The organism is Arthrobacter sp. JB02-1C (assembly GCF_057748045.1).
On record NZ_CM173235.1, the window covers coordinates 2,162,492 to 2,182,117 of the forward strand.

Here is a 19,626-nt window from a genome sequence, read left to right on the forward strand (position 1 = left end):
CCCGCCCGGTCAGGGGGAGGGCCGGCGCAGTGGTCCGGGGACTCAGCCTACGTAGGGCTTGGCAGAGATGATCTCCACCGTGATGGCCTTGCCGTTCGGGGCGGTGTAACCGAGCGTGTCGCCTTCCTTGTGGCCCACGATCGCGGAGCCGAGGGGTGACTTCTCACTGAAGACGTCCAGGTCCGAGTCGCCGGCGATCTCACGCGAGCCGAGCAGGAACGTTTCTTCGTCGCCCGCGATCCGGGCCACCACGATCATGCCGGCCTCGACGATTCCGTCGTCGGCCGGCGGCTCGCCGACGTGGGCATCCCGGAGCAACACGGTCAGCTGGCGGATGCGGGCTTCAATCTTGCCCTGCTCTTCCTTGGCCGCGTGGTAACCGCCGTTCTCCTTGAGGTCGCCTTCCTGGCGGGCAGCTTCGATCTTCTGAACGATTTCTGCACGGCCGGCGCCGGAGAGGTGGTCCAGCTCTGCCTTCAGGCGGTCAAAAGCTTCCTGGGTAAGCCAAGCTGCAGTTCCGCTGTTGGTGGTCGACACGGACTTCTCCTTTTAGTGGTCAAACAAGCTGGTCAAACAAGCAAAGACCCCGCCACGGTGGCCACTTATGGATCTCAGTAACCAACTCAGCGGGGCAGAGGTATTGGTCCATTGTAGTCAATGCTGTGGATAAACCAAAGAAGCCCTGCGGCGCAGATCACACAGTGTTACGGGCGGCGCTGCAGCCGCCGGAGCCGAGGCCGGGTCCTACTTCGCCTTCGCCGGGATCCAGCAGTTGTCGACGACGGCGGATACGGCCTGGGACTCGGTGCGGACGTTGACCCGCTGGATCGTCGTCCGGCCGCCGTCCGCGCCGGTGTCCGCCGCGTTCGGACCGATGTCGACGACCTTCCAGCCGACGACGGCGAACTTCGAGTCCAGCGCCTTGACCGCGCACTTGGCCGCCGTCTCCGGGTTCTTACTGACCTGGAAATCGATGTGGGCCAGGGTGGCGTCCGGGGTGCTGAAGCCGATGTCCTTGAAACCGACGGAGTCGGTGGCCGCCGACGTCGAAACCCAGGCCAGGAAGCCGACCCCTGCCGCGAGCGCGGCGAGCAGGATGCCGCGCTTGGTCTTGCGGCCCAGCGCTCGCTTTTGGGTGCCGTATCGATTGGCTAGGCTGGTAGGTGCCGGCGCGGTCGGGGCAGGCTGCTCCTCGGAAGTCACCCGTCCAGTTTAGTGTGGAACACGGCCGGGAATGTCCGCGCCGCAGATCCGCCCGCGCAGCACCGCATCCGTTGAAGAAAAAAGGAGCCGTCCGACGATGACAGCGTCCCCCCGCCAGCAGGCCCCGCTCCGGCTGCTGGCCGTCCACGCGCACCCCGACGACGAGTCAAGCAAGGGCGCCGCCACGATGGCCAGGTACGCCGCCGCCGGTGTCGACGTCATGGTCGCCACCTGCACCGACGGTTCCCGCGGCGACATCCAGAACCCGGCCATGGAGGGTGCCCCGCATCCCAAGCGGGACATGGCCGGCGCCCGCCGGCTGGAGATGGACAACGCGGCCCGGGTGCTCGGAATCCGGCAGCGCTGGCTGGGCTTCGTCGACTCGGGCCTGCCCGAGGGGGACCCGCTGCCGCCGCTTCCTGTGGGGTCCTTCGCCACCCTGCCACTGGAACGTGCCGCGGCCCCACTGGTCCGGCTGGTCCGGGAGTTCAAGCCGCAGGTGATCCTCAGTTATGACGAGAACGGCGGCTATCCGCACCCGGACCACATCATGGCGCACCGGGTCGCCGTCGAAGCCTTCGAAGCCGCGGGCGACCCGGAACGGTACCCGGGTACAGGCGAAGCATGGGAGCCGGCCAAGCTCTACTACGACCGCGCCTTCAGCCCGGAACGGTTCCGCGCCCTCCACTTCGCCCTCGAAGCGGCCGGCCTGCAGTCGCCGTACGCGGAACGGCTCGCCGCCTGGCTCGAAGCCGACGCCGAGGGGCACACCCCGCCCGCCCCCACGCATCCGACCACCACCCAGATCGAGTGCGGTGACTTTTTTGAGGCCCGGGACGACGCCCTGCGCTGCCACCGCACCCAGGTCGATCCGGAGGGCTTCTTCTTCGCGGTGTCGCCCGCGATGCAGCGGCAGACCTGGCCGTGGGAGGACTACTCGCTGATCCAGTCCCGGATCCAGTCCGACGTGCCCGAAACGGATTTTTTCGCCGGGCTAAGATAGATCCGGCAGGGACTTCTATGCTGCGTAGAACCGGCGAAGTCCCGCAGAACACACTCTCCACAGAAGGTTCCCACCGTGCATTCCTTGTTCATCGCCCTGGCGACATCCCCGGCGCCCGAACCGTCGCCGTCCCTGCGCCCGGGGCTCAACCAGGACCAGGTCACGCCGGGCCTGCTGGGTTTCCTGCTGACCGCATTCATCGTGCTGCTCACGGCGTTCCTGATTGTGGACATGGTGCGCAGGATCCGCCGGGTCCGCTATCGCGCCCAGGTGGAAGCCGAGCGCAGCGCCGCGGACGAGGCGGCCGCGGACGAGGCGGCCGCGGACGCCGCCGGACCGGAGGGGGCCGGCCGGCGGAACGGGCTCCGGCCCGGGGACCCGGCCGAAAGCCGTCCGGAGGCCAACGGTGACGCCGGGCCCGGCAACCGCTGAACCCGGCCCGTCCAGGGACGCGCACGGGAATCTGAGCCGCACCGGCAACGCGCTGGGCGGTGAACCGTCCGCCTACCTGCGCCAGCACGCCGGCAACCCAGTGCACTGGCGGCCATTCGGCGATGAAGCCTTCGCAGCAGCCGCAGCCCGCGACGTGCCGGTCTTCCTCTCGATCGGTTACGCGGCCTGCCACTGGTGCCACGTCATGGCCCGGGAGTCCTTCGAAGACCAGGACACTGCCGAGTTCCTAAACGCCAACTTTGTCGCCGTCAAAGTGGACCGCGAAGAGCGGCCCGACGTCGACGCGGTCTACATGGCCGCCACACAGGCCATCAGCGGTGAGGGCGGCTGGCCGATGTCGGTGTTCCTGCTGCCCGACGGCAGGGCCTTCCACGCCGGCACCTACTACCCGCCCCGGCCGCTGCCCGGCCGGCCCTCCTTCCGCCAGGTGCTCGAAGCGGTCCGCGAGGCCTGGCTGGAACGCCGCAGCGCCGTCGAGGAAAACGCCGACGCGCTGGCGCGTGGACTCGCCGCCGCGCAGGCCGGCTCCACGGTGCGGCTGGACGGGCCCGCGGCGGGGCCGGATGCGGCCGTGCTCTCCGAAGCGGTCCGTGTCCTGGCTGGCTCCGAGGATGCAGCCGGAGGGTTCGGCGCGGCCCCCAAATTCCCGCCGTCGCCGGTTCTGGAGTTCCTGATCCGGCACGCCGCCGTACCATCCGACACGGCGGCGACCGCTCGCGGGCTGGCGGGGCGCACGCTCGCCGCAATGGCTCGGTCGGCCTTGTTCGACCAGCTCGACGGCGGCTTTGCCCGCTACTCCGTGACGCGCGACTGGTCCGTACCGCACTTCGAGAAAATGCTCTACGACAATGCCCAGCTGCTGCGTTGCTACGTCCACTGGGTCCGGCTCGGCGGCACGGAAGGGTATACGGCCGAGGAGGCCGCCGCCGTCGCCGGCAGCACCGCGGACTGGATGCTGGGCTCGCTCGGGCTGGCTAACGCGGATGCCGGCGACGGTGCAACACCCACCGCGCTGGCATCATCACTCGACGCGGACACTGTTATCGACGGGCAGCACTTCGAGGGTGGCAGCTACCTCTGGACGCCACAGGAACTCGCCGCGGTCCTGGGACCGAGTGACGGCGCGGCGGTGGCACACCTGATGAACGTCCGCGCCGCCGGAACCGTCTCCGCGGACGGCTCGCCGCTGCACCCTGGCCGCCGGCTCGAGGAACCGGAGGCCAGGTTGTGGGAGCGGGTCCGTCCAGCGCTAAGCCGGGTGCGGTCGGCCCGGCCGCAGCCAGGCCGGGACGAGAAGGTGGTGGCCGGCTGGAACGGGATGGCCCTCGCCGCACTTGCCGAGGCGGGCGCGGTGCTTGACCGGCCCGGGCTGGTTGCCGCCGCGGAAGGCATCGCCGGCTACCTCGAACGCGTGCACTGGTCCCCGGGCAGCGGAGCGGAGCCGGGCTGGCTGGTGCGGGTCTCCCACGATGGTTCCGGCCGCGGGATCGGCGGACTGCTGGAGGACTATGCGTTTTGCGCGGACGGACTGCTCGCACTCTACGCCGTCACCGGCCGGGTCCGCTGGTACAGCCTGGCCGAGGCGCTCCTCCAGGCCGCCGCCAGCAGGTTCGCCGTCGGCGGCACGCTGCAGGACACCGTCGGTGAGTCCCCGCAGGTTTTCAACGCCCAGGGCGGGCGCGCCGGAATGGACCCGTTCGACAACGCGGCCCCGAGCGGTGCGGCGGCGTTCGCCGGAGCGCTGCTGAGCTACGCCGCTCTCTCCGGATCCACGGAACACCGCAACACGGCGGAACACATCCTTTCCCTGCTGCCGCCGCTCGCCGTTCGCGCGCCGCGGGTGGCCGGCTGGCTGCTCGCCACCGGGCAGGCAGCGCTGGCTGGTCCGCTGGAAGCCGCCGTCGTCGGAGCGGATACGCCGCTGCGGACGGCGCTGCACCGGACACTGCTGCGCTCGCCCAGCCCGGGACTGGTGATTGCAGTCGGCGACCCCGACGCCGACCCCGAGGCGGCCGCAGTCCCGCTGCTGCGGGGCCGCGGACCGGCGCCGGATGGTTCGGCCCAGGTGTTCCTCTGCCGCGGCATGGTCTGTGACCTTCCAGTGGGCTCCGTCGGGGCGCTCCAGGAACGACTGGCTAGCATGGCTGAATGACTTTTCCCCCTGTGGCCGCGCGTCCCTTTGAACTGGTGGTCTTCGACTGCGACGGCGTCCTGGTCGATTCTGAGGTGATCTCGGTCCGGGTGGACCAGCTCGTGCTTGCCGATCTTGGCTGGGAGCTGGATATCGAGGAAATCGTGCAGCGCTTCGTCGGCAAGAGCGAGGCCAACTTCATCTCGACTATCGAACGGCACCTGGGCATCGAGCTGGCCGACGGGTGGGACAGCACCTACCAGCAGTGGTACCACGAGGCCTTCGAGCGGGACCTCACGGCCGTCGACGGCGTGGAAGAGGCGCTTGACCGGCTCCGGCTTCCGCACTGCGTCGCCTCCAGCGGCAGCCACGCCAAGATGCGGCGGACACTCGGCCGGACCGGGCTGCTGCACCGCTTCGCCGGCCGCATCTTCAGCGCCACGGAAGTCGCCAACGGCAAACCCGCCCCCGACCTCTTCCTGCACGCGGCCGGGACGCTCGGGGCCGCCCCGGAGCGCTGCGCCGTCGTCGAGGACAGTGCCTACGGCGTCCAGGCAGCGCGGGCCGCGGGGATGCATGCGTTTGCCTATGCCGGCGGCGTCACGCCCGCCGAGCGGCTGGCGGGCCCAGGCACCACAGTTTTCCATGACATGCGCCAGCTCCCGGAACTGATCTCAGCGGGCCGGCCCAGCTGAGGTTGGCTTTGGCGCGGCGGGCCCGCCGTTGTGGAGCCGGTCAACCGAGGACGGCGATCGCGATCGCGATGTAGTGCGCGGCGAACGCGAAGACGGTGAAGGCATGGAACAGTTCGTGGAAGCCGAAGTGCTCGTAGCTGAAGTTCGGCTTTTTCAGCGCGTAGAACACGGCACCGGCGATGTACAGTGCGCCGCCCACGCAGACCAACACCGCAGCGGGCACACTGGCGGCGAAGAAATCCGGCAGGTAGAACAGGGCGCCGCAGCCCAGGGCAATATAAATCGGCACGTAGAGCCAGCGCGGGGCGTGGGTCCACAGCAGCCGGAACAGCACGCCCAGCACCGCCCCGGACCAGATGACCCAGAGCAGGAGCACCGCCTTGGGCCGGTCCAGGAGCGCCCACGCCAGCGGGGTGTAGCTGCCCGCAATGACGAGCATAATGTTCGTATGGTCCAGCCGCTTGAGCACGATCTTGACGCCGGGGGACCAGTTTCCGCGGTGGTAGACCGCGCTGACACCGAACAGCAGCACGCCGGTGAAGGCGTAGACAGCGGAGGCAATTTTTAAATCCGGGGTGGGGGCAAGGAGCACCAGGACCAGCCCGGCGGCCAGCGCCAGCGGCGCCGTGACGGTGTGGATCCAGCCCCGCCATATGGGCTTGATCATCAGCAGCTCCGCGAGCCTGGCCGCCGCGTCATCCAGCGGGGTGTCGTCCCGGCCCGCGGCCTTACCGGGGCCGCCCGCCGATGCCCCGCCTGAGGGCTCCGGGCCGATCCTGTCCATCCTGTAATTCTAAACTACGCGCTGGTAAGTTACCCGCGAGTAACCTAGGTTTGTGGTCATCCGGCACCCCCGGTTGCGCGGACCCGGGCGAACGGCGGGTAGCCTAGGAATGCACTGCCGTCAGACCTCAAGGAAGCCAGGTGAATCTCGGGATGGAACTACCCGGACTCCTGTATGGCTTCTATGAGCGCAAGCTGCAGAGGTCCCTCGATCCGGACCGGATCCCGCGGCACGTGGGCGTCATGGTCGACGGCAACCGCCGCTGGGCCCGGCAGTTCAACGCCCCCACCAGCCAGGGCCACCAGGCCGGCGCGGACAAAATCCACGAATTCCTCGGCTGGTGCCAGGAACTGGGTGTCCGGGTGGTCACCCTCTACATGCTGTCCACCGACAACATGAACCGCTCGGGCGAAGAGCTGGACCTGCTGATGGGCATCATCGCCAATACCCTGGACCGGCTGGACGAGGACGCAGACATTTCGGTCCACGCGATGGGGGCACCCGAACTCCTGCCGGACTACCTCGCCGAACGCCTGGACAAACTCACGCTCCGGACCCCGGTACGGGAGAAGATCCACGTCAACGTCGCCGTCGGCTACGGCGGCCGCCGCGAGATCGTCGACGCCGTCCGTGAGCTGCTGCACGACGCCGTCGGCCGTGGTGCCGACATCGGCAAGCTGGCCGACGAGCTCAGCGCCGACGACATCTCACGGTTCCTCTATACCCGCGGCCAGCCGGACCCGGATCTGGTGATCCGGACCTCGGGGGAGCAGCGCCTCTCCGGCTTTTTGATGTGGCAAAGCGCCTACAGCGAGTTCTATTTTTGCGAGGCCCTGTGGCCGGCCTTCCGCAAGGTGGACTTCCTGCGCGCCCTCCGCGACTTCGCGGGCAGGCAGCGCCGCTTCGGTTCCTGACCCGGTTCATCCCGGCTTCACCTGTTGGCAACACGGCTCGCCGGGAAATGGACTGCCCACAGACGCTCCGCGGACGTACGTTAATCCCATCAGCAGGCAAACCGCCGGCTGACCGGGGAGGCCAGTACATGGAGCGGAACGTCGCACCAGCGTATGGGAGGCCGCATCCGGCCTCATGGCCGAGCCGCCTCACCACTAACGAAGCCGGGCTGCGGCCCGGGGCTGGAGTCGATGTGGCTATTTCTGAAACGCTGCCCGCCGTCATGACCGACCAGGGCACGAAGGATACCTCTCGCGCCACGGGAGCCACTTCACGGACCGGAGCAGCGGCACCTGACGCTGTGGCCGGTCCCGCTGTTTCCGGGGAAGAAGCAGCGGGCACCGAAACGGCCCGAAGCTACGTGATCGACACCTCCGTCCTGCTCTCGGATCCGCGTGCGCTGCTGCGGTTCGCCGAACACGAAGTGATCGTGCCGATCGTCGTCATCAGCGAGCTCGAAGCCAAGCGCCATGACCCGGAGCTGGGCTACTTTGCCCGCAAGGCGCTGCGGCTCCTCGACGACCTCCGGGTGGAACACGGCGGCCTGGACCGGCCGATCCCGCTGGGCCACGACGGCGGCACCCTCCTGGTGGAGATGAACCACATCTCTGCCGAGGTGCTGCCGGCCGGGTTCCGCGGCGGCGATAACGACAGCCGGATCCTCGCCGTCGCCAAGAACCTTTCCAATGAGGGCCGCGACGTGACGGTGGTGTCGAAGGACCTGCCGATGCGGGTCAAAGCCTCGGCCATGGGCCTGCTGGCCGACGAATACCGCAATGAACTGGTCAAGGACTCGGGCTGGACCGGCCTGGCGGAGATCGACGCCGCCGAGGACGAAGTGGAGACCCTCTACGGCCACGAACCCGTGTTCATCCCAGCCGCGGCGGAGCTGCCGGTGAACACCGGCCTGGTGCTGCTCTCCAACCGCGGCTCGGCTTTGGGCCGGGTGGGAGCCGACAAGCAGGTCCGCCTGGTCAGGGGAGACCGGGACGTCTTCGGCCTGCACGGCCGCTCCGCCGAACAGCGCCTGGCGATCGACCTGCTGATGGACCCGTCTGTCGGCATCGTCTCTCTCGGCGGCCGCGCCGGCACCGGCAAGTCAGCGCTCGCCCTCTGCGCCGGCCTGGAAGCGGTCCTGGAGCGCCGGGAACACCGCAAAGTCATTGTCTTCCGGCCGCTCTACGCCGTCGGCGGCCAGGAACTCGGCTACCTGCCGGGCTCCGAGTCCGAGAAAATGAACCCCTGGGCGCAGGCCGTCTTCGACACGCTCGGGGCGCTGGTCAGCCAGGAAGTGGTGGAGGAGGTCATGGACCGCGGCATGCTCGAGGTCATGCCGCTCACACACATCCGAGGCCGTTCGCTGCACGACGCGTTCGTGATCGTAGACGAGGCGCAATCCCTGGAAAAGAACGTCCTGCTGACCGTCATGAGCCGGATCGGCCAGAACTCCAAGATCGTCCTGACCCACGACGTCGCCCAGCGCGACAACCTGCGCGTCGGCCGGCATGACGGCGTGGCCGCCGTCGTCGAGACCCTCAAAGGCCACCCGCTGTTCGGCCACATCACCCTGACCCGCTCCGAGCGCTCGCCAATCGCCGCTCTCGTGACGGACCTGCTGGAGGGGGCAGAAATCTAGACCTGTCCTTCGTCAGCTCGCGGCTTTCGGTGGGGCCGTGGGTGGGTTCGCCGGACCCCCGACCAGGCGATACGGTGCGGAGCCCTAGCAGGCCTACCCGATGCCCAGGTACTTGGCCGTGGGTTCGTGGCCCTGGACGTGGAGGGTCCAGTCGGGGCGTTTGAAGGTGGCCGGGGTGAGGCGGACTTTTTGGGCGTCCTGGAGCTTGCCGCCCCAGCTCACCCGGGTGACGCCGTTGAGCTCGTAGCCCAGGGAGCGGGAGACGCCGAGGGATTGCTGGTTCCAGGCAGCTGCCTCGGAGACGGCTACCTCGGCGCCGAGCCAGTCGAAGGCGTACAGGGCGACGGCGGCCCGCATCTCCTTGCCGAACCCGCGGCCCTGGGCGCTGGTTTGGAGCCAGGAGCCCGTGCTGACCGTCTTGAGGGTGGCGAAGTCCGCGGCTTCGACATCCTGGCAGCCGATGAACTGACCGTCGTGCCAGATGCCGAGCAACAGCGTCCACTCCTGGGGCGACATGTTCCCCCGGCAGCGCCAGTACCACTGGGCCATGTTCGGACCGAGTTGCTCGGCGGGGGCCTCGGCCCAGGGCCTGCTGAACGGGCTGCGGCCCGGCTCGTGCACTCCGCTCAGAGCCGCCCGGACCGCGGCCGGGATGTCCTCGTCCCGGATCGGGCGCAACGTCAGGCGCGGCGTTTCGAGCGAGAGGGCGAATGGAGGCCAGAAGGTGGCGGGAGCAGTCACCGAAGGAAGCGTAGCGGCACGGTCCCCGGGACGCCAGTCACGGCCGCGCGCCGGAAGCGGCGGGCCGGGCCGGCATCCAGTAGCATCCGAGAGTGATCCATCGTCTCGGTGAACTCGCGGAAGCCGCCCCGCCGGCCTTCTGGCTGGCCCTGCTGGCCTGCCTGTACTTCGTCGTGATGGCGGCGCGGCTGACGGTGATCGACATCCGGCACCACCTGCTGCCCAACCGGATCGTCTTTCCCTCCTATCCGGTGGCCGGCGCGCTGCTGCTGGCCGCCGCGGTCCTTGCGGCCGCAGTCCCGGCCGGTAGCCACGCCGGTGCAGGGCCGGCCGCCGCGGCGCTGTTCGGCATCCCGGGCCTGCGGGTCCTGGTCGGAGGAGCCGTGCTGTGGCTCTTCTACTTCCTGCTGCGGGCTGTTTATCCGGCGGGGATGGGCTTCGGCGACGTCAAGCTCGCCGGCGTCCTGGGCCTCTACCTGGGCTTCCTGGGCTGGGGCCATCTGTTCGCCGGCACGTTCGCGGCGTTCCTCTTCGGCGGCCTCTGGGGCGTGACGCTGCTGGTGTCCCGGCGCGGCACGCTGAAATCGGACATCCCGTTCGGCCCGTTCATGCTGGCCGGTGCCGCGGCGGCCATGCTGCTGCCCGCAAGCTAGGCTGGCAAAATGGCCACCCCGGACTTCATCCTTAGATTGCGCGAAAAAATCGGCCACGAGACCCTGTGGATCCCCGGCGCCAGAGCGGTCGTGTTCGACGACGACGGCAGGGTGCTGCTCGGCCAGCGCGCCGACAACGGGCGGTGGGGACTGATCACCGGCATCCTGGAACCGGGGGAGGATCCAGCGCCCGGGCTGCTCCGCGAGGTGCTGGAGGAGACCGGCGTCGTCGCCGTCGCCGAGCGGCTGGTTTCGGTGGACGCCGTGGGCCCCACCATCTACCCCAATGGCGACGTCTGCCAGTTCCTGACCCTGGTGTTCCGCTGCCGCTACGTTTCCGGTCACGCGCGCGTGAACGACGACGAGTCCCTCGCGGTGGGGTGGTTCCGTCCCGAAGAGTTTCCCGAGCTGCTCCCGGGGCATCTGGAGGCGATTGAGCGCGCACGGGAACCGGACGGCGCGGCGCACTTCCGCAGCTGACCGCACGCAGGACGGCCGGCGGGACGGGGCGTGCAAGATTGTCGCAGCCCCGCCGTAGCCTGCTTCCAACCAGCTCTTCAGCTGGCTACAGTTGCCCGGACCTGTCCGGGCCGGAAATGGGGAAGCATGACAGATTCAGCACTGACGCACGTGTACGTCCTCCTGGACCGTTCCGGGTCCATGAGTTCCATCGCCGACGACACCGTCGGCGGCTTCGCAGCGTTCGTCCGCGAGCAGCAGGCGGTGGCGGGCCGCTGCAAGCTCTCGCTGGCGCAGTTCGACGACGTCTATGAACGGGTCTACGCGGCGGTGGACATCGGGGACGTTCCGCCGCTGGTGCTCCAGCCCCGCGGAAGCACGGCGCTGCATGACGCCATGGTCCGGCTGATCGGGGAGGCCGGCGCGGAGCTGGCAGCGCTGCCCGAAGAGGAGCGTCCGGGCACGGTGCTCGTGGCCGTACTGACCGACGGCCACGAAAACGCCTCGCGCGAGGCCAGCGGCGCCCTCGTCAAGGACTTGGTCGAACGCCAGCAGCGCCAGTGGGGCTGGCAGTTCACCTATCTCGGAGCCAACCAGGACGCCGTCCTGACAGCGCACGGTCTGGGCATCCGGGCCGAGGACGCCCTGACCTACGCGGCGGGCAACGTGGACGCCGCGTTCTCTGGCCAGTCCGCCAAGACCAGGCGCCTGCGGGAGGCCCGCATGGCCGGAGCCAGCCTTGACGAGGCCGCGGCCTATTCCGCCTACACCCCGGCGGAGCGCCGCGCCGCCGGGGGAGAGGTGCCGCTGGAGTAGGGCCGGTTAAGGCACGACGGCGGCCGGCGCCTTTCGCTGGAAAGGTGCCGGCCGTGGGAAACTACGCCTTGTGCGGGGGGCGGGTCATGGCCATGACGTCCAGGGCGGTGTCCAGCTGCTCTTCGGTCAGCTCGCCGCGCTCCAGGAAGCCCATCGCGACGACGGTCTCCCGGATGGTCAGGCCCTCGGCGACAGCCTTCTTCGCGATCTTGGCGGCGTTCTCGTAGCCGATGTACTTGTTCAGCGGCGTCACGATGGACGGCGACGCCTCGGCGAGGAAGCGGGCGCGCTCGACGTTGGCGGTGATGCCGTCAATCATCTTGTCGGCCATGACGCGGCTGGTGTTGGCCAGCAGGCGGACGGATTCGAGCAGGTTCGCGGCCATCACCGGGATGCCGACGTTCAGTTCGAAGGCGCCGTTGGTGCCGGACCAGGCGATGGCGGTGTCGTTGCCGATGACCTGGGCGGCCACCATGATGGACGCCTCGCAGATGACCGGGTTGACCTTGCCCGGCATGATCGAGGAGCCCGGCTGCAGGTCCGGGATCGCGATTTCGCCGAGGCCGGTGTTGGGACCGGAGCCCATCCAGCGCAGGTCGTTGTTGATCTTCATGAAGGAGATCGCGATGTTGCGCAGCTGGCTGGACGCCTCGATCAGGCCGTCGCGGTTGGCCTGGGCCTCGAAGTGGTCCCGGGCCTCGGTCAGCGGCAGGCCGGTATCTGCGGCGAGAAGCTCGATCACGCGCTCCGGGAAGCCGGCGGGGGTGTTGATGCCGGTACCCACGGCGGTGCCGCCGAGCGGAACCTCGGCCACCCGGGGGAGCGAGGCGTTGATCCGCTCGATGCCGTAGCGGACCTGTGCCGCGTAGCCGCCGAACTCCTGGCCCAGGGTCACCGGCGTGGCGTCCATCAGGTGCGTACGGCCGGACTTGACGACGTCCTTGAACTCGACGGCCTTGCGTTCCAGCGAGGCGGCCAGGTAGTCCAGGGCCGGGATCAGGTCGTTGATCAGGGCGGAGGTGGCGGCCACGTGGACCGAGGTCGGGAAGACGTCGTTGGAGGACTGCGAGGCGTTGACGTGGTCGTTCGGGTGCACCACCTTGTCGCTGCCGGCGGCCGCGAGCGCGCGGGAGGCGAGTTCGGCGATGACCTCGTTGGTGTTCATGTTCGAGGAGGTTCCGGAACCGGTCTGGAAGACATCGATCGGGAAGTCGCCGTCGTAGTTGCCGGCCGCGACCTGGTCGGCGGCGTCAGCAATGGCCTGGGCCAGTTCGCCGTCGAGCACCCCCAGCTCCGCGTTGGCCTGGGCGGCAGCCTTCTTGACCCGGGCGAGTGCCTCAATGTGGGCGCGCTCCAGGGTCTTGCCGGAGATCGGGAAGTTCTCGACCGCACGCTGCGTCTGGGCACGGTACAGGGCGTTCACGGGAACGCGGACTTCGCCCATGGTGTCGTGTTCGATGCGGAATTCGTCGGTGTTCAAATCTGCTGTGGAAGTCATGGGGCTAGCTTATTCGGCCCGCGCGTCCCGCCGAAAACGATGAAGCTGTTCCGGCCCCGGGGCCCTACAGCTTGCCGAGGCTGGAAACCAGGTCCGCGCGGCCTTCGGCGAGGTGGTAGGCCAGCCCGATCACGGCGGCGCGGCCGCCCTCGACGGCGTCGGAAATCACCCGCGAGCTGTCCACAAGACGCTGCGAGGTCTGCTTGACGTTCTCCACCACCATGTCGTTCACCTCATGCTGGCCGTTGCGGATCGACGTCAGCACGGACGGCGTGATCCGTTCGACCAGGCTGCGGATGAAGCCGCTGGGCATCTGCCCGGTCTCAACGGCGTCCTTGGTGGCGGTGACCGCTCCGCAACTGTCGTGGCCGAGGACCACGATCAGCGGCACGCCCAGCACGCCGATGCTGTATTCGAGCGAGCCAAGGACGGCGTCGTCGATCACCTGGCCGGCGGTGCGGACCACGAAAGCGTCGCCGAGGCCCAAATCGAAGATAATCTCCGCGGCGAGGCGGGAGTCGGCGCAACCGAAGATCACGGCGAAAGGGTGCTGCGTTTCCACCAGCGAGGACCGGCGCGAGGCGTCCTGGTTCGGATGCGAAGAGGTGCCGGCGACGAAGCGTTCGTTGCCTTCGCGCAGTCGGCGCCAGGCGAGGGCGGGAGTCAGTTCTGTAGTCACCGCCCTAGTTTACGGGGCGGCCGAGGGGGAAGGTGTGGGGGCCGGCGTCCCGGCGGCCGGGTTGCTGTCCAGCGACTTGACGACCGCCTCGGCGAGGGCCGAAAACTCTTCCAGCTTGGCCGGGCCGTTCAGCACCACGGTGGTGCCGCGGTAGTCCAGCACCATGCTCCGCTCGCCCTTGCCGGTGTCCCGCAGCTGCCAGTCGTGGCCTCCGGCGTTCCGGGTTCCGGTCACCGGGGCACCCTTGGTCTGCTGCTGGAGCCAGGTCGGATTCGACTGCCGGGTCTGCACCAGCGCGATGAAGGACTCCTTCGGCGTCAGGTAGCCGACCTCCCAGGTGGCCACGCCGCTGCCGGACCCTGACTCCCAGCGGGCGTAATTGGGCCGGAATGTGTCGCCGGTTTGCGGCGCCACCGGTGTGAATCCGGCCACACCTGCGGCGTTCTGCGCAACCGCGGTGACGTTGACGTTGGGGCGGTAGCCGTCGCCGTTGGGCGACGGATTCATCAGCACCACCGGGAGGAACGCGCCGATGCTGACCGCCAGGGCGATGATCATGCCGATCACGGAGGCGTTGGCCCGCTTCGCGGCTGCGGCGCGGATGACGGGCTTGACCGGCTGTCCTGCGGCGCCGGGGCCGGTGTCACTGCCGTCGCGGGAGCCGGTGCCGGGGCCGGTGCCGGGTCCGGCGTCGGACGCTGTCCGCCCGTCCGGTGCTGCGGAGGTCTCGGGCGTCGTGTCGTGCAATTCGTTCACCCTTCTATAGTCGCCCATCACGGGCCGTACGCCCATTCGGCGGGACGGCCCGGAGCGGCACGGGCCGGTTCCGCGGGTGGTCATCCCATGACCGATCGTTGGCGCCGCGACTATGATCAGTAACAGTCGAATCACCGCGGTGCCGGACAACGGACGCCGCGGGTCAATGACCGCCACTCGAAGAAGAGGTTCACGTGTCACCAGCGTCCATTACCCAGAAGTACTCCACGCTTTCCCCGTCGCTCGCCGTCGGAATCGATGAGCCTGACCGCAACCTCGCCCTGGAACTGGTCCGTGTCACCGAAGCCGCCGCCATCGCCGGAGGCCACTGGGTCGGTTTCGGCGACAAGAACAAGGCCGACGGCGCCGCCGTCGACGCCATGCGCTCCTTCCTGCAGACCGTCCACTTCAACGGCGTCGTGGTCATCGGCGAAGGCGAGAAGGACGAAGCCCCGATGCTGTTCAACGGCGAGCGTGTCGGCGACGGCACCGGTCCGGAGTGCGACGTCGCCGTTGACCCGATCGACGGGACCCGGCTGACCGCCCTCGGCATCAACAACGCGCTGGCAGTCCTGGCCGTCGCGGAACGCGGTTCCATGTTCGACCCCTCGGCAGTGTTCTACATGGAGAAGCTGGTCACCGGGCCCGAGGCCGCCGACATGGTCGACCTCCGTCTGCCGGTCAAGCAGAACCTGCACCTGATTGCCAAGGCCAAGGGCGTCAAGGTCAACCAGCTCAACGTGATGATCCTGGACCGCGACCGGCACCGCCCGCTGGTCGAGGAGATCCGTGAGGCCGGCGCCCGGACCAAGTTCATCATGGACGGCGACGTGGCCGGCGCCATCGCCGCCGCCCGGGCCGGCACCGGCGTCGACGCCCTGATGGGCATCGGCGGAACCCCGGAAGGCATCGTGGCGGCCTGCGCGATCAAGTCCCTGGGCGGCGTCATCCAGGGCCGCCTGTGGCCCACCAGCGACGAAGAGAAGCAGAAGGCGCTCGACGCCGGGCACGACCTGGACCGGGTGCTCTCCACCAACGACCTGGTCTCCAGCGACAACTGCTACTTCGCGGCCACCGGCATCACCGACGGCGACCTGCTCAAGGGCGTGCGGTACTCCAAGGACAAGGTCCTGACCCAGTCCATCGTGATGCGCTCCAAGTCCGGCACCATCCGCTTCGTCGACGGCGAGCACCAGGCCAGCAAATGGGAAGGCTACGCGCGCAAGAACTAGCCGCAGCCGCCGCGCGCTGCCGCGCGCTGGACATGCTCAGCGCGGGACTCCCGCGCGCTGCCGTGCGCTGGACATGCTCAGCGTTGGACTCCCGCGCGCTGGACATGCTCAGCGCTAACCACGAACAGTGGACAGAAGCACATTCTGTCCACTGTTTGTGTTTAAGACTGGGCATGTCCACCCGGACTGGCAACGAACGTTGGACATGCCCGCGGGCCCGGCTACGAAGAATGAGCATGTCCCGCTGGGTTAGCAACGAAGAATGAGCATGTCCCGTTCATCGCGCAGCCCAGGGACATGTTGCTGCTATGTCCCGCCGAGGGCCCGAAGAATGGGCATGTCCCGCTGGGTTAGCGACGAAGAATGGGCATGACCCGTTCATCGCGTAGCCCAGGGACATGTTGCCGCTATGTCCCGCCGAGGGCCCGGAAGAATGGGCATGTCCCGCTGGGTTAGCGACGAAGAATGGGCATGTCCCTCGGAGCGGGCCGCCGCAGTGGTTCGTGGGGCTGCTTCCACCGGGACCGCCCGGATTGGATAGGGTGGAGCCATGACTTGGCTTGTTACCGGCGGTGCTGGATATATCGGATCCCACGTGGTTGCTGCACTGCGCGCAGCACAACTACCGGCGGTGGTGGTGGACTCGCTGTCCAGCGGGCACCGGGAGTTCGTTCCGGCGGAGGTGCCCTTTGTGCATGGCAGCATCCTCGATGCCGATCTGCTGACCCGCACCATGCTCGAGCATGGCGTCACGGGAGTCATCCACCTGGCAGGCTTTAAATACGCCGGAGTGTCGGTGCAGGAACCGCTACTGACCTATGAGCAAAACGTCACCGGCACGGCCCAGCTGCTGCAGGCGATGGAGTCGGCCGGGGTCGACAAGCTGGTGTTCTCCTCCTCCGCCGCCACCTACGGCACCCCCAGGGTCGACATCGTCACGGAAGAGACGCCCACCCAGCCCGAGTCACCCTACGGCGAGAGCAAGCTCATCGGCGAGTGGCTCATCCGTGACCAGGGCCGGGCGCGCGGCCTCCGGCACACGTCGCTGCGCTACTTCAACGTCGTCGGCTCCGGCTCGCCCGAGCTCTTTGACACGAGCCCGCACAACCTGTTCCCGATCGTGCTGCGCGCGCTGACGTCGGGGAAGACCCCGAAGATCAACGGCACGGACTACAACACCGAGGACGGCACCTGCGTGCGCGATTACGTCCACGTGGCGGACCTCGCCGCCTCGCACGTCGCGGCTGCCCAAGCCCTCGCGGCCGGCCGGCCGCTGGAACGCGTCTACAACCTTGGCTCCGGTGACGGGTTGTCCGTGCGGCAGATCATGACGGCGATGGCGCGGGTGACCGGCATTGGGTTCGAGCCGGAGATCGGCCCCCGGCGGCCCGGCGACCCGGACCGGATCGTCGCCGACGGCGCTTTGGCCGCCCGCGACCTGGATTGGAAGATGCGGCACTCCGTCGAGGACATGGTTGCCAGCGCGTACGCGGCGCAGAAGCGTGCCGCCGAAGCAGTGCAGCCCGCCTAGGAGCATTTCCGGGCCGGGGCGGCCCCTCCCTGGCAGCTGGGGCATATCACCGCAGCCGGGCTGCGACCCCGCAGCCCGGGGCCGGCCCGCGCCCTCCGGGGCCGGCCCGTGCCCTCGGGGGCCTACCGCCGCAACTACCGCCGCAACGCCCCCGCCAGCTTCTTCGCGGCCTGGGCGGCCTTCCGGGCGAGCTGGTAGGCGCCATAGCGGACCTTGTTCACCGGCAGGTCCCAGGTCCCGGCGTAGGCGACTTCCCGGCCGCCGAAGGACTTCTTGAAGGCCGTGAATCCCGCCCACTTGTGGTCCGGCTGGTCGGCCGGAGCCACGCCCCACAGGTCCACGTGCCGCAGCCCCTTTTCCCTGGCCTCAGCCATCAGCGTCACCACCAGCGGGATGCCGGCGCTGAGCTTCCGGTGCGTGTCGTCCAGCGCCGCGTGGGCGTACGTGCGGGTATCTTCGGAGTCGTACACCAACGCCGCCGCGATCGGTGCGCCCGCCAACTCGGCAAGGTAGAGGGTTGCGGCGCCGGCCGGCATCAGCGACCGCGCTACCTGGTCGAGGTACTCGTCGCTCTGCGGTTTGAAGCCGTTGCGCGCCGCCGTCAGGTGCAGGAAGTCCAGCAGCACCTTGATCTCGGCGGGATCCTGGCTGGACCGGAAGCTGACACCCTTTTTGTGGATGTTGCGGTAAAGATTGCGGTTGACCGGCTTCATCGCCGCCAGGACGTCCTTGAAGTCGGCTTCGAGGTCCACGATCCAGCTCAGCTCGGGCTGCAGGTTCGCGGGCGCCGGCAGCAGGCCCCTGCTGCGGAGCACCGCGCCGGCCTCGGTGCTGGAAAAGCCGGCGCTGACCGGTTCGACCCGGACAAACACGGCTCCGCACCGGCGTGCCAGGACCATCAGGGCCTGCAGGGCGGCGTCGAAGGCGGGGAGTGAGTCGGCCAGCGGGCCATAAGGCACATACAGCAGCTTGCCGGCCGGGTTGCTCTCCTCGATGGCAAGAAAGCGCCAGCCGTCGCCTGCCTGCTCGTGGACGGTGCGGCCCAGGGCCCGCTGCACGTCGGCCCAGTGCGGGCCCTGCAGGAAAAAGTCCATGGATCAGGCCGCCATTCCGGTCGTGACGGCGAAGGCCACCGCGGGGGCGGTCGCTCCGGCCACCGGGTGTACATTCACCGGCGCCTCGGCGGCCGGCAGGAACGCCGACGCGCCGCGCCCGAGGTGGAGGTCGCCCCTGGGGGAGTCGAGCAGGACCGCGCCGGAGACCACAATGATGACCGCCGCTCCGGACTGGGCCAGCGGGACCGGTTCCGCGCCGGGTTCCAGGTCCACCCGCTGCAGCTGGAATTCCCGGAACGGCGGCCGGTACAGCTCCTGGCCGAGGATCGTCGTCTCGGCCAGCAGCCGCGGCACGCCGGGGGCTTCGAAGACGATCGTTTTCAGCAGTTCGGGGACGTCGACGAATTTGGCTGTCAGGCCGCCGCGGAGCACGTTGTCCGAGGAGGCCATCACCTCGATCCCGAGCCCGTGCAGGTAGGCATGGACATTCCCGGCGGGCAGGTACACGGCTTCGCCGGGCGCCAGGGTGATGCGGTTCAGCAGCAGTGAGACCAGGACGCCCGGGTCACCGGGATACTCGTCGTTGAGGTTCACGACGGTGCCCAGTTCCGCCACGTGGGCTCCCAGCGGCGCGCCGGAGACAAGGACGGCGACGACGGCGTCGGTGGCCGCCCTGACGTCCGCACCTCCGGCGATCAGCCGCCCGAAGGCGGCCCGCAGCGCTGCGGGCTCATCCGGCAGTGCCAAATCGTCGAGCAATTGCGGAAGCAGCGGCGGAAGGTCAAGGCCGGCGGTTCCGAAGCAGCCGCAGAGGTGCTCGAACACGGCGCGGGACTCCACGGCGGCCCGGAAGCCACACAGTGCCTCGAACCGGGTCAGCGCGAAAATCATTTCCGGTTTGTGGTTGTCGTCCTTGTAGTTCCTGGTGGCCGCGGAACGCGGTACGCCGGCGGATTCCTCGCTGGCGAACCCGGCCCGCGCCTGCTCCAGCGTCGGATGCACCTGCAGCGACAGCGGTCGCTCGGCGGCCAGGACCTTGAGCAGGAAGGGAAGCCGGGGACCGAACTCGGCGACGCTGTCGGCGCCCAGGAAGTGGGCGGGATCGCGGGCGATCAACGCGTCCAGGGGGAGCGGGTCGGCGTCGCCGTCGACGCTGCCCGCCGCCAGGGCCGTGGAAGGGGAGCCCGGGTGGGCGCCGATCCAGAACTCTGCCTCGGGGCCGCCGGAAGCCGGCCGGCCGAGCAGCCCGGCGATCGCTGTGGTGGATCCCCACGCATAGGGTCGCAGGACATTCTCAAGTTCGTACACGTGGTCCCTTATCTGCTCGGGTCGGCTGCTGGCGTGTTG

General features: G+C 68.8%; 20 protein-coding genes. 11 read left to right on the plus strand and 9 right to left on the minus strand.

Annotation, left to right across the window (positions count from 1 at the left end; all coding sequences use genetic code 11):
- Positions 1–42 precede the first annotated feature (42 nt).
- Both greA and AC3ANP_RS10330 read right to left on the minus strand, forming a co-directional pair.
- Positions 43–537, minus strand: a complete 495-nt coding sequence (gene greA / locus AC3ANP_RS10325) for a transcription elongation factor GreA (protein ID WP_488330095.1) — start codon at positions 535–537, stop codon at positions 43–45.
- A 207-nt stretch (positions 538–744) separates the two neighbouring features.
- Positions 745–1,203, minus strand: coding sequence for a DUF4307 domain-containing protein (locus AC3ANP_RS10330; RefSeq protein WP_488330096.1), 459 nt, complete (start codon positions 1,201–1,203; stop codon positions 745–747).
- A gap of 97 nt (positions 1,204–1,300) precedes the next feature.
- On the opposite strand from AC3ANP_RS10330, the gene mca reads away from it, so the two are divergent.
- From mca to AC3ANP_RS10350, 4 genes are all read left to right on the plus strand, one after another.
- Complete coding sequence (gene mca, locus AC3ANP_RS10335) at positions 1,301–2,206, plus strand: mycothiol conjugate amidase Mca (RefSeq protein WP_488330097.1); 906 nt, start codon at positions 1,301–1,303, stop codon at positions 2,204–2,206.
- Positions 2,207–2,281: 75 nt separating this feature from the next.
- Entirely contained in the window at positions 2,282–2,638 is a 357-nt protein-coding gene (locus AC3ANP_RS10340) for a hypothetical protein (RefSeq protein ID WP_488330098.1), read from the plus strand.
- Positions 2,613–4,811 (plus strand): thioredoxin domain-containing protein, encoded by a 2,199-nt coding sequence (locus AC3ANP_RS10345; protein WP_488330099.1) that lies wholly within the window; start codon positions 2,613–2,615, stop codon positions 4,809–4,811. Before AC3ANP_RS10340 ends, AC3ANP_RS10345 begins: the two co-directional genes overlap by 26 nt.
- Positions 4,808–5,485 carry an HAD family hydrolase gene (locus AC3ANP_RS10350; RefSeq protein WP_488330100.1) on the plus strand — a complete coding sequence of 226 codons (678 nt, stop codon included), beginning with the start codon at positions 4,808–4,810 and terminating at the stop codon, positions 5,483–5,485. Before AC3ANP_RS10345 ends, AC3ANP_RS10350 begins: the two co-directional genes overlap by 4 nt.
- A 40-nt stretch (positions 5,486–5,525) precedes the next feature.
- Here the strand turns inward: AC3ANP_RS10350 and trhA are convergent, their stop codons facing one another.
- Complete coding sequence (trhA, locus tag AC3ANP_RS10355) at positions 5,526–6,269, minus strand: PAQR family membrane homeostasis protein TrhA (RefSeq protein ID WP_488330101.1); 744 nt, start codon at positions 6,267–6,269, stop codon at positions 5,526–5,528.
- Positions 6,270–6,421: 152 nt separating this feature from the next.
- On the opposite strand from trhA, the gene AC3ANP_RS10360 reads away from it, so the two are divergent.
- Together AC3ANP_RS10360 and phoH2 are read left to right on the plus strand one after the other, a co-directional pair.
- Positions 6,422–7,183: an isoprenyl transferase gene (locus tag AC3ANP_RS10360; protein WP_488330102.1), complete on the plus strand. Its 762-nt coding sequence runs from the start codon at positions 6,422–6,424 to the stop codon at positions 7,181–7,183.
- A 233-nt stretch (positions 7,184–7,416) separates the two neighbouring features.
- The gene (gene phoH2, locus AC3ANP_RS10365; protein ID WP_488330103.1) at positions 7,417–8,859 is read left to right on the plus strand and encodes an RNA 5'-3' helicase PhoH2; all 1,443 of its coding nucleotides are present in this window, start codon (positions 7,417–7,419) and stop codon (positions 8,857–8,859) included.
- 93 nt (positions 8,860–8,952) lie between these two features.
- Here phoH2 and AC3ANP_RS10370 read toward each other — a convergent pair whose 3' ends face one another.
- Positions 8,953–9,600, minus strand: a complete 648-nt coding sequence (locus tag AC3ANP_RS10370; protein WP_488330104.1) for a GNAT family N-acetyltransferase — start codon at positions 9,598–9,600, stop codon at positions 8,953–8,955.
- A gap of 92 nt (positions 9,601–9,692) precedes the next feature.
- Here AC3ANP_RS10370 and AC3ANP_RS10375 point away from each other — a divergent pair, with 92 nt between their 5' ends.
- The 3 genes from AC3ANP_RS10375 (at position 9,693) to AC3ANP_RS10385 (ending at position 11,528) form a co-directional block, all read left to right on the plus strand.
- Positions 9,693–10,253, plus strand: a complete 561-nt coding sequence (locus tag AC3ANP_RS10375) for a prepilin peptidase (RefSeq protein WP_488330105.1) — start codon at positions 9,693–9,695, stop codon at positions 10,251–10,253.
- Between the two features lie 9 nt (positions 10,254–10,262).
- Positions 10,263–10,733, plus strand: coding sequence for an NUDIX hydrolase (locus AC3ANP_RS10380; RefSeq protein ID WP_488330106.1), 471 nt, complete (start codon positions 10,263–10,265; stop codon positions 10,731–10,733).
- 126 nt (positions 10,734–10,859) lie between these two features.
- Entirely contained in the window at positions 10,860–11,528 is a 669-nt protein-coding gene (locus AC3ANP_RS10385) for a VWA domain-containing protein (protein ID WP_488330107.1), read from the plus strand.
- A 61-nt stretch (positions 11,529–11,589) separates the two neighbouring features.
- Here AC3ANP_RS10385 and AC3ANP_RS10390 read toward each other — a convergent pair whose 3' ends face one another.
- The 3 genes from AC3ANP_RS10390 to AC3ANP_RS10400 all read right to left on the minus strand — a co-directional run bounded on the left by AC3ANP_RS10390 (position 11,590) and on the right by AC3ANP_RS10400 (position 14,461).
- A complete protein-coding gene (locus AC3ANP_RS10390; protein WP_488330108.1) occupies positions 11,590–13,026 on the minus strand; it encodes a class II fumarate hydratase in 1,437 nt (478 codons plus the stop codon).
- 64 nt (positions 13,027–13,090) lie between these two features.
- Positions 13,091–13,705, minus strand: coding sequence for a carbonic anhydrase (locus AC3ANP_RS10395; RefSeq protein ID WP_488330109.1), 615 nt, complete (start codon positions 13,703–13,705; stop codon positions 13,091–13,093).
- A 9-nt stretch (positions 13,706–13,714) separates the two neighbouring features.
- Positions 13,715–14,461, minus strand: coding sequence for a DUF4245 domain-containing protein (locus tag AC3ANP_RS10400; RefSeq protein WP_488330110.1), 747 nt, complete (start codon positions 14,459–14,461; stop codon positions 13,715–13,717).
- A gap of 194 nt (positions 14,462–14,655) precedes the next feature.
- Here AC3ANP_RS10400 and glpX point away from each other — a divergent pair, with 194 nt between their 5' ends.
- Positions 14,656–15,693, plus strand: coding sequence for a class II fructose-bisphosphatase (gene glpX, locus AC3ANP_RS10405; RefSeq protein ID WP_488330111.1), 1,038 nt, complete (start codon positions 14,656–14,658; stop codon positions 15,691–15,693).
- 550 nt (positions 15,694–16,243) lie between these two features.
- Entirely contained in the window at positions 16,244–17,224 is a 981-nt protein-coding gene (galE, locus tag AC3ANP_RS10410) for a UDP-glucose 4-epimerase GalE (RefSeq protein ID WP_488330112.1), read from the plus strand.
- Between the two features lie 134 nt (positions 17,225–17,358).
- On the opposite strand, the gene AC3ANP_RS10415 is transcribed toward galE, so the two are convergent.
- Together AC3ANP_RS10415 and manA are read right to left on the minus strand one after the other, a co-directional pair.
- Entirely contained in the window at positions 17,359–18,318 is a 960-nt protein-coding gene (locus tag AC3ANP_RS10415; protein WP_488330113.1) for a lipid II:glycine glycyltransferase FemX, read from the minus strand.
- A 3-nt stretch (positions 18,319–18,321) separates the two neighbouring features.
- Positions 18,322–19,587: a mannose-6-phosphate isomerase, class I gene (manA, locus tag AC3ANP_RS10420; RefSeq protein WP_488330114.1), complete on the minus strand. Its 1,266-nt coding sequence runs from the start codon at positions 19,585–19,587 to the stop codon at positions 18,322–18,324.
- Positions 19,588–19,626 lie beyond the last annotated feature (39 nt).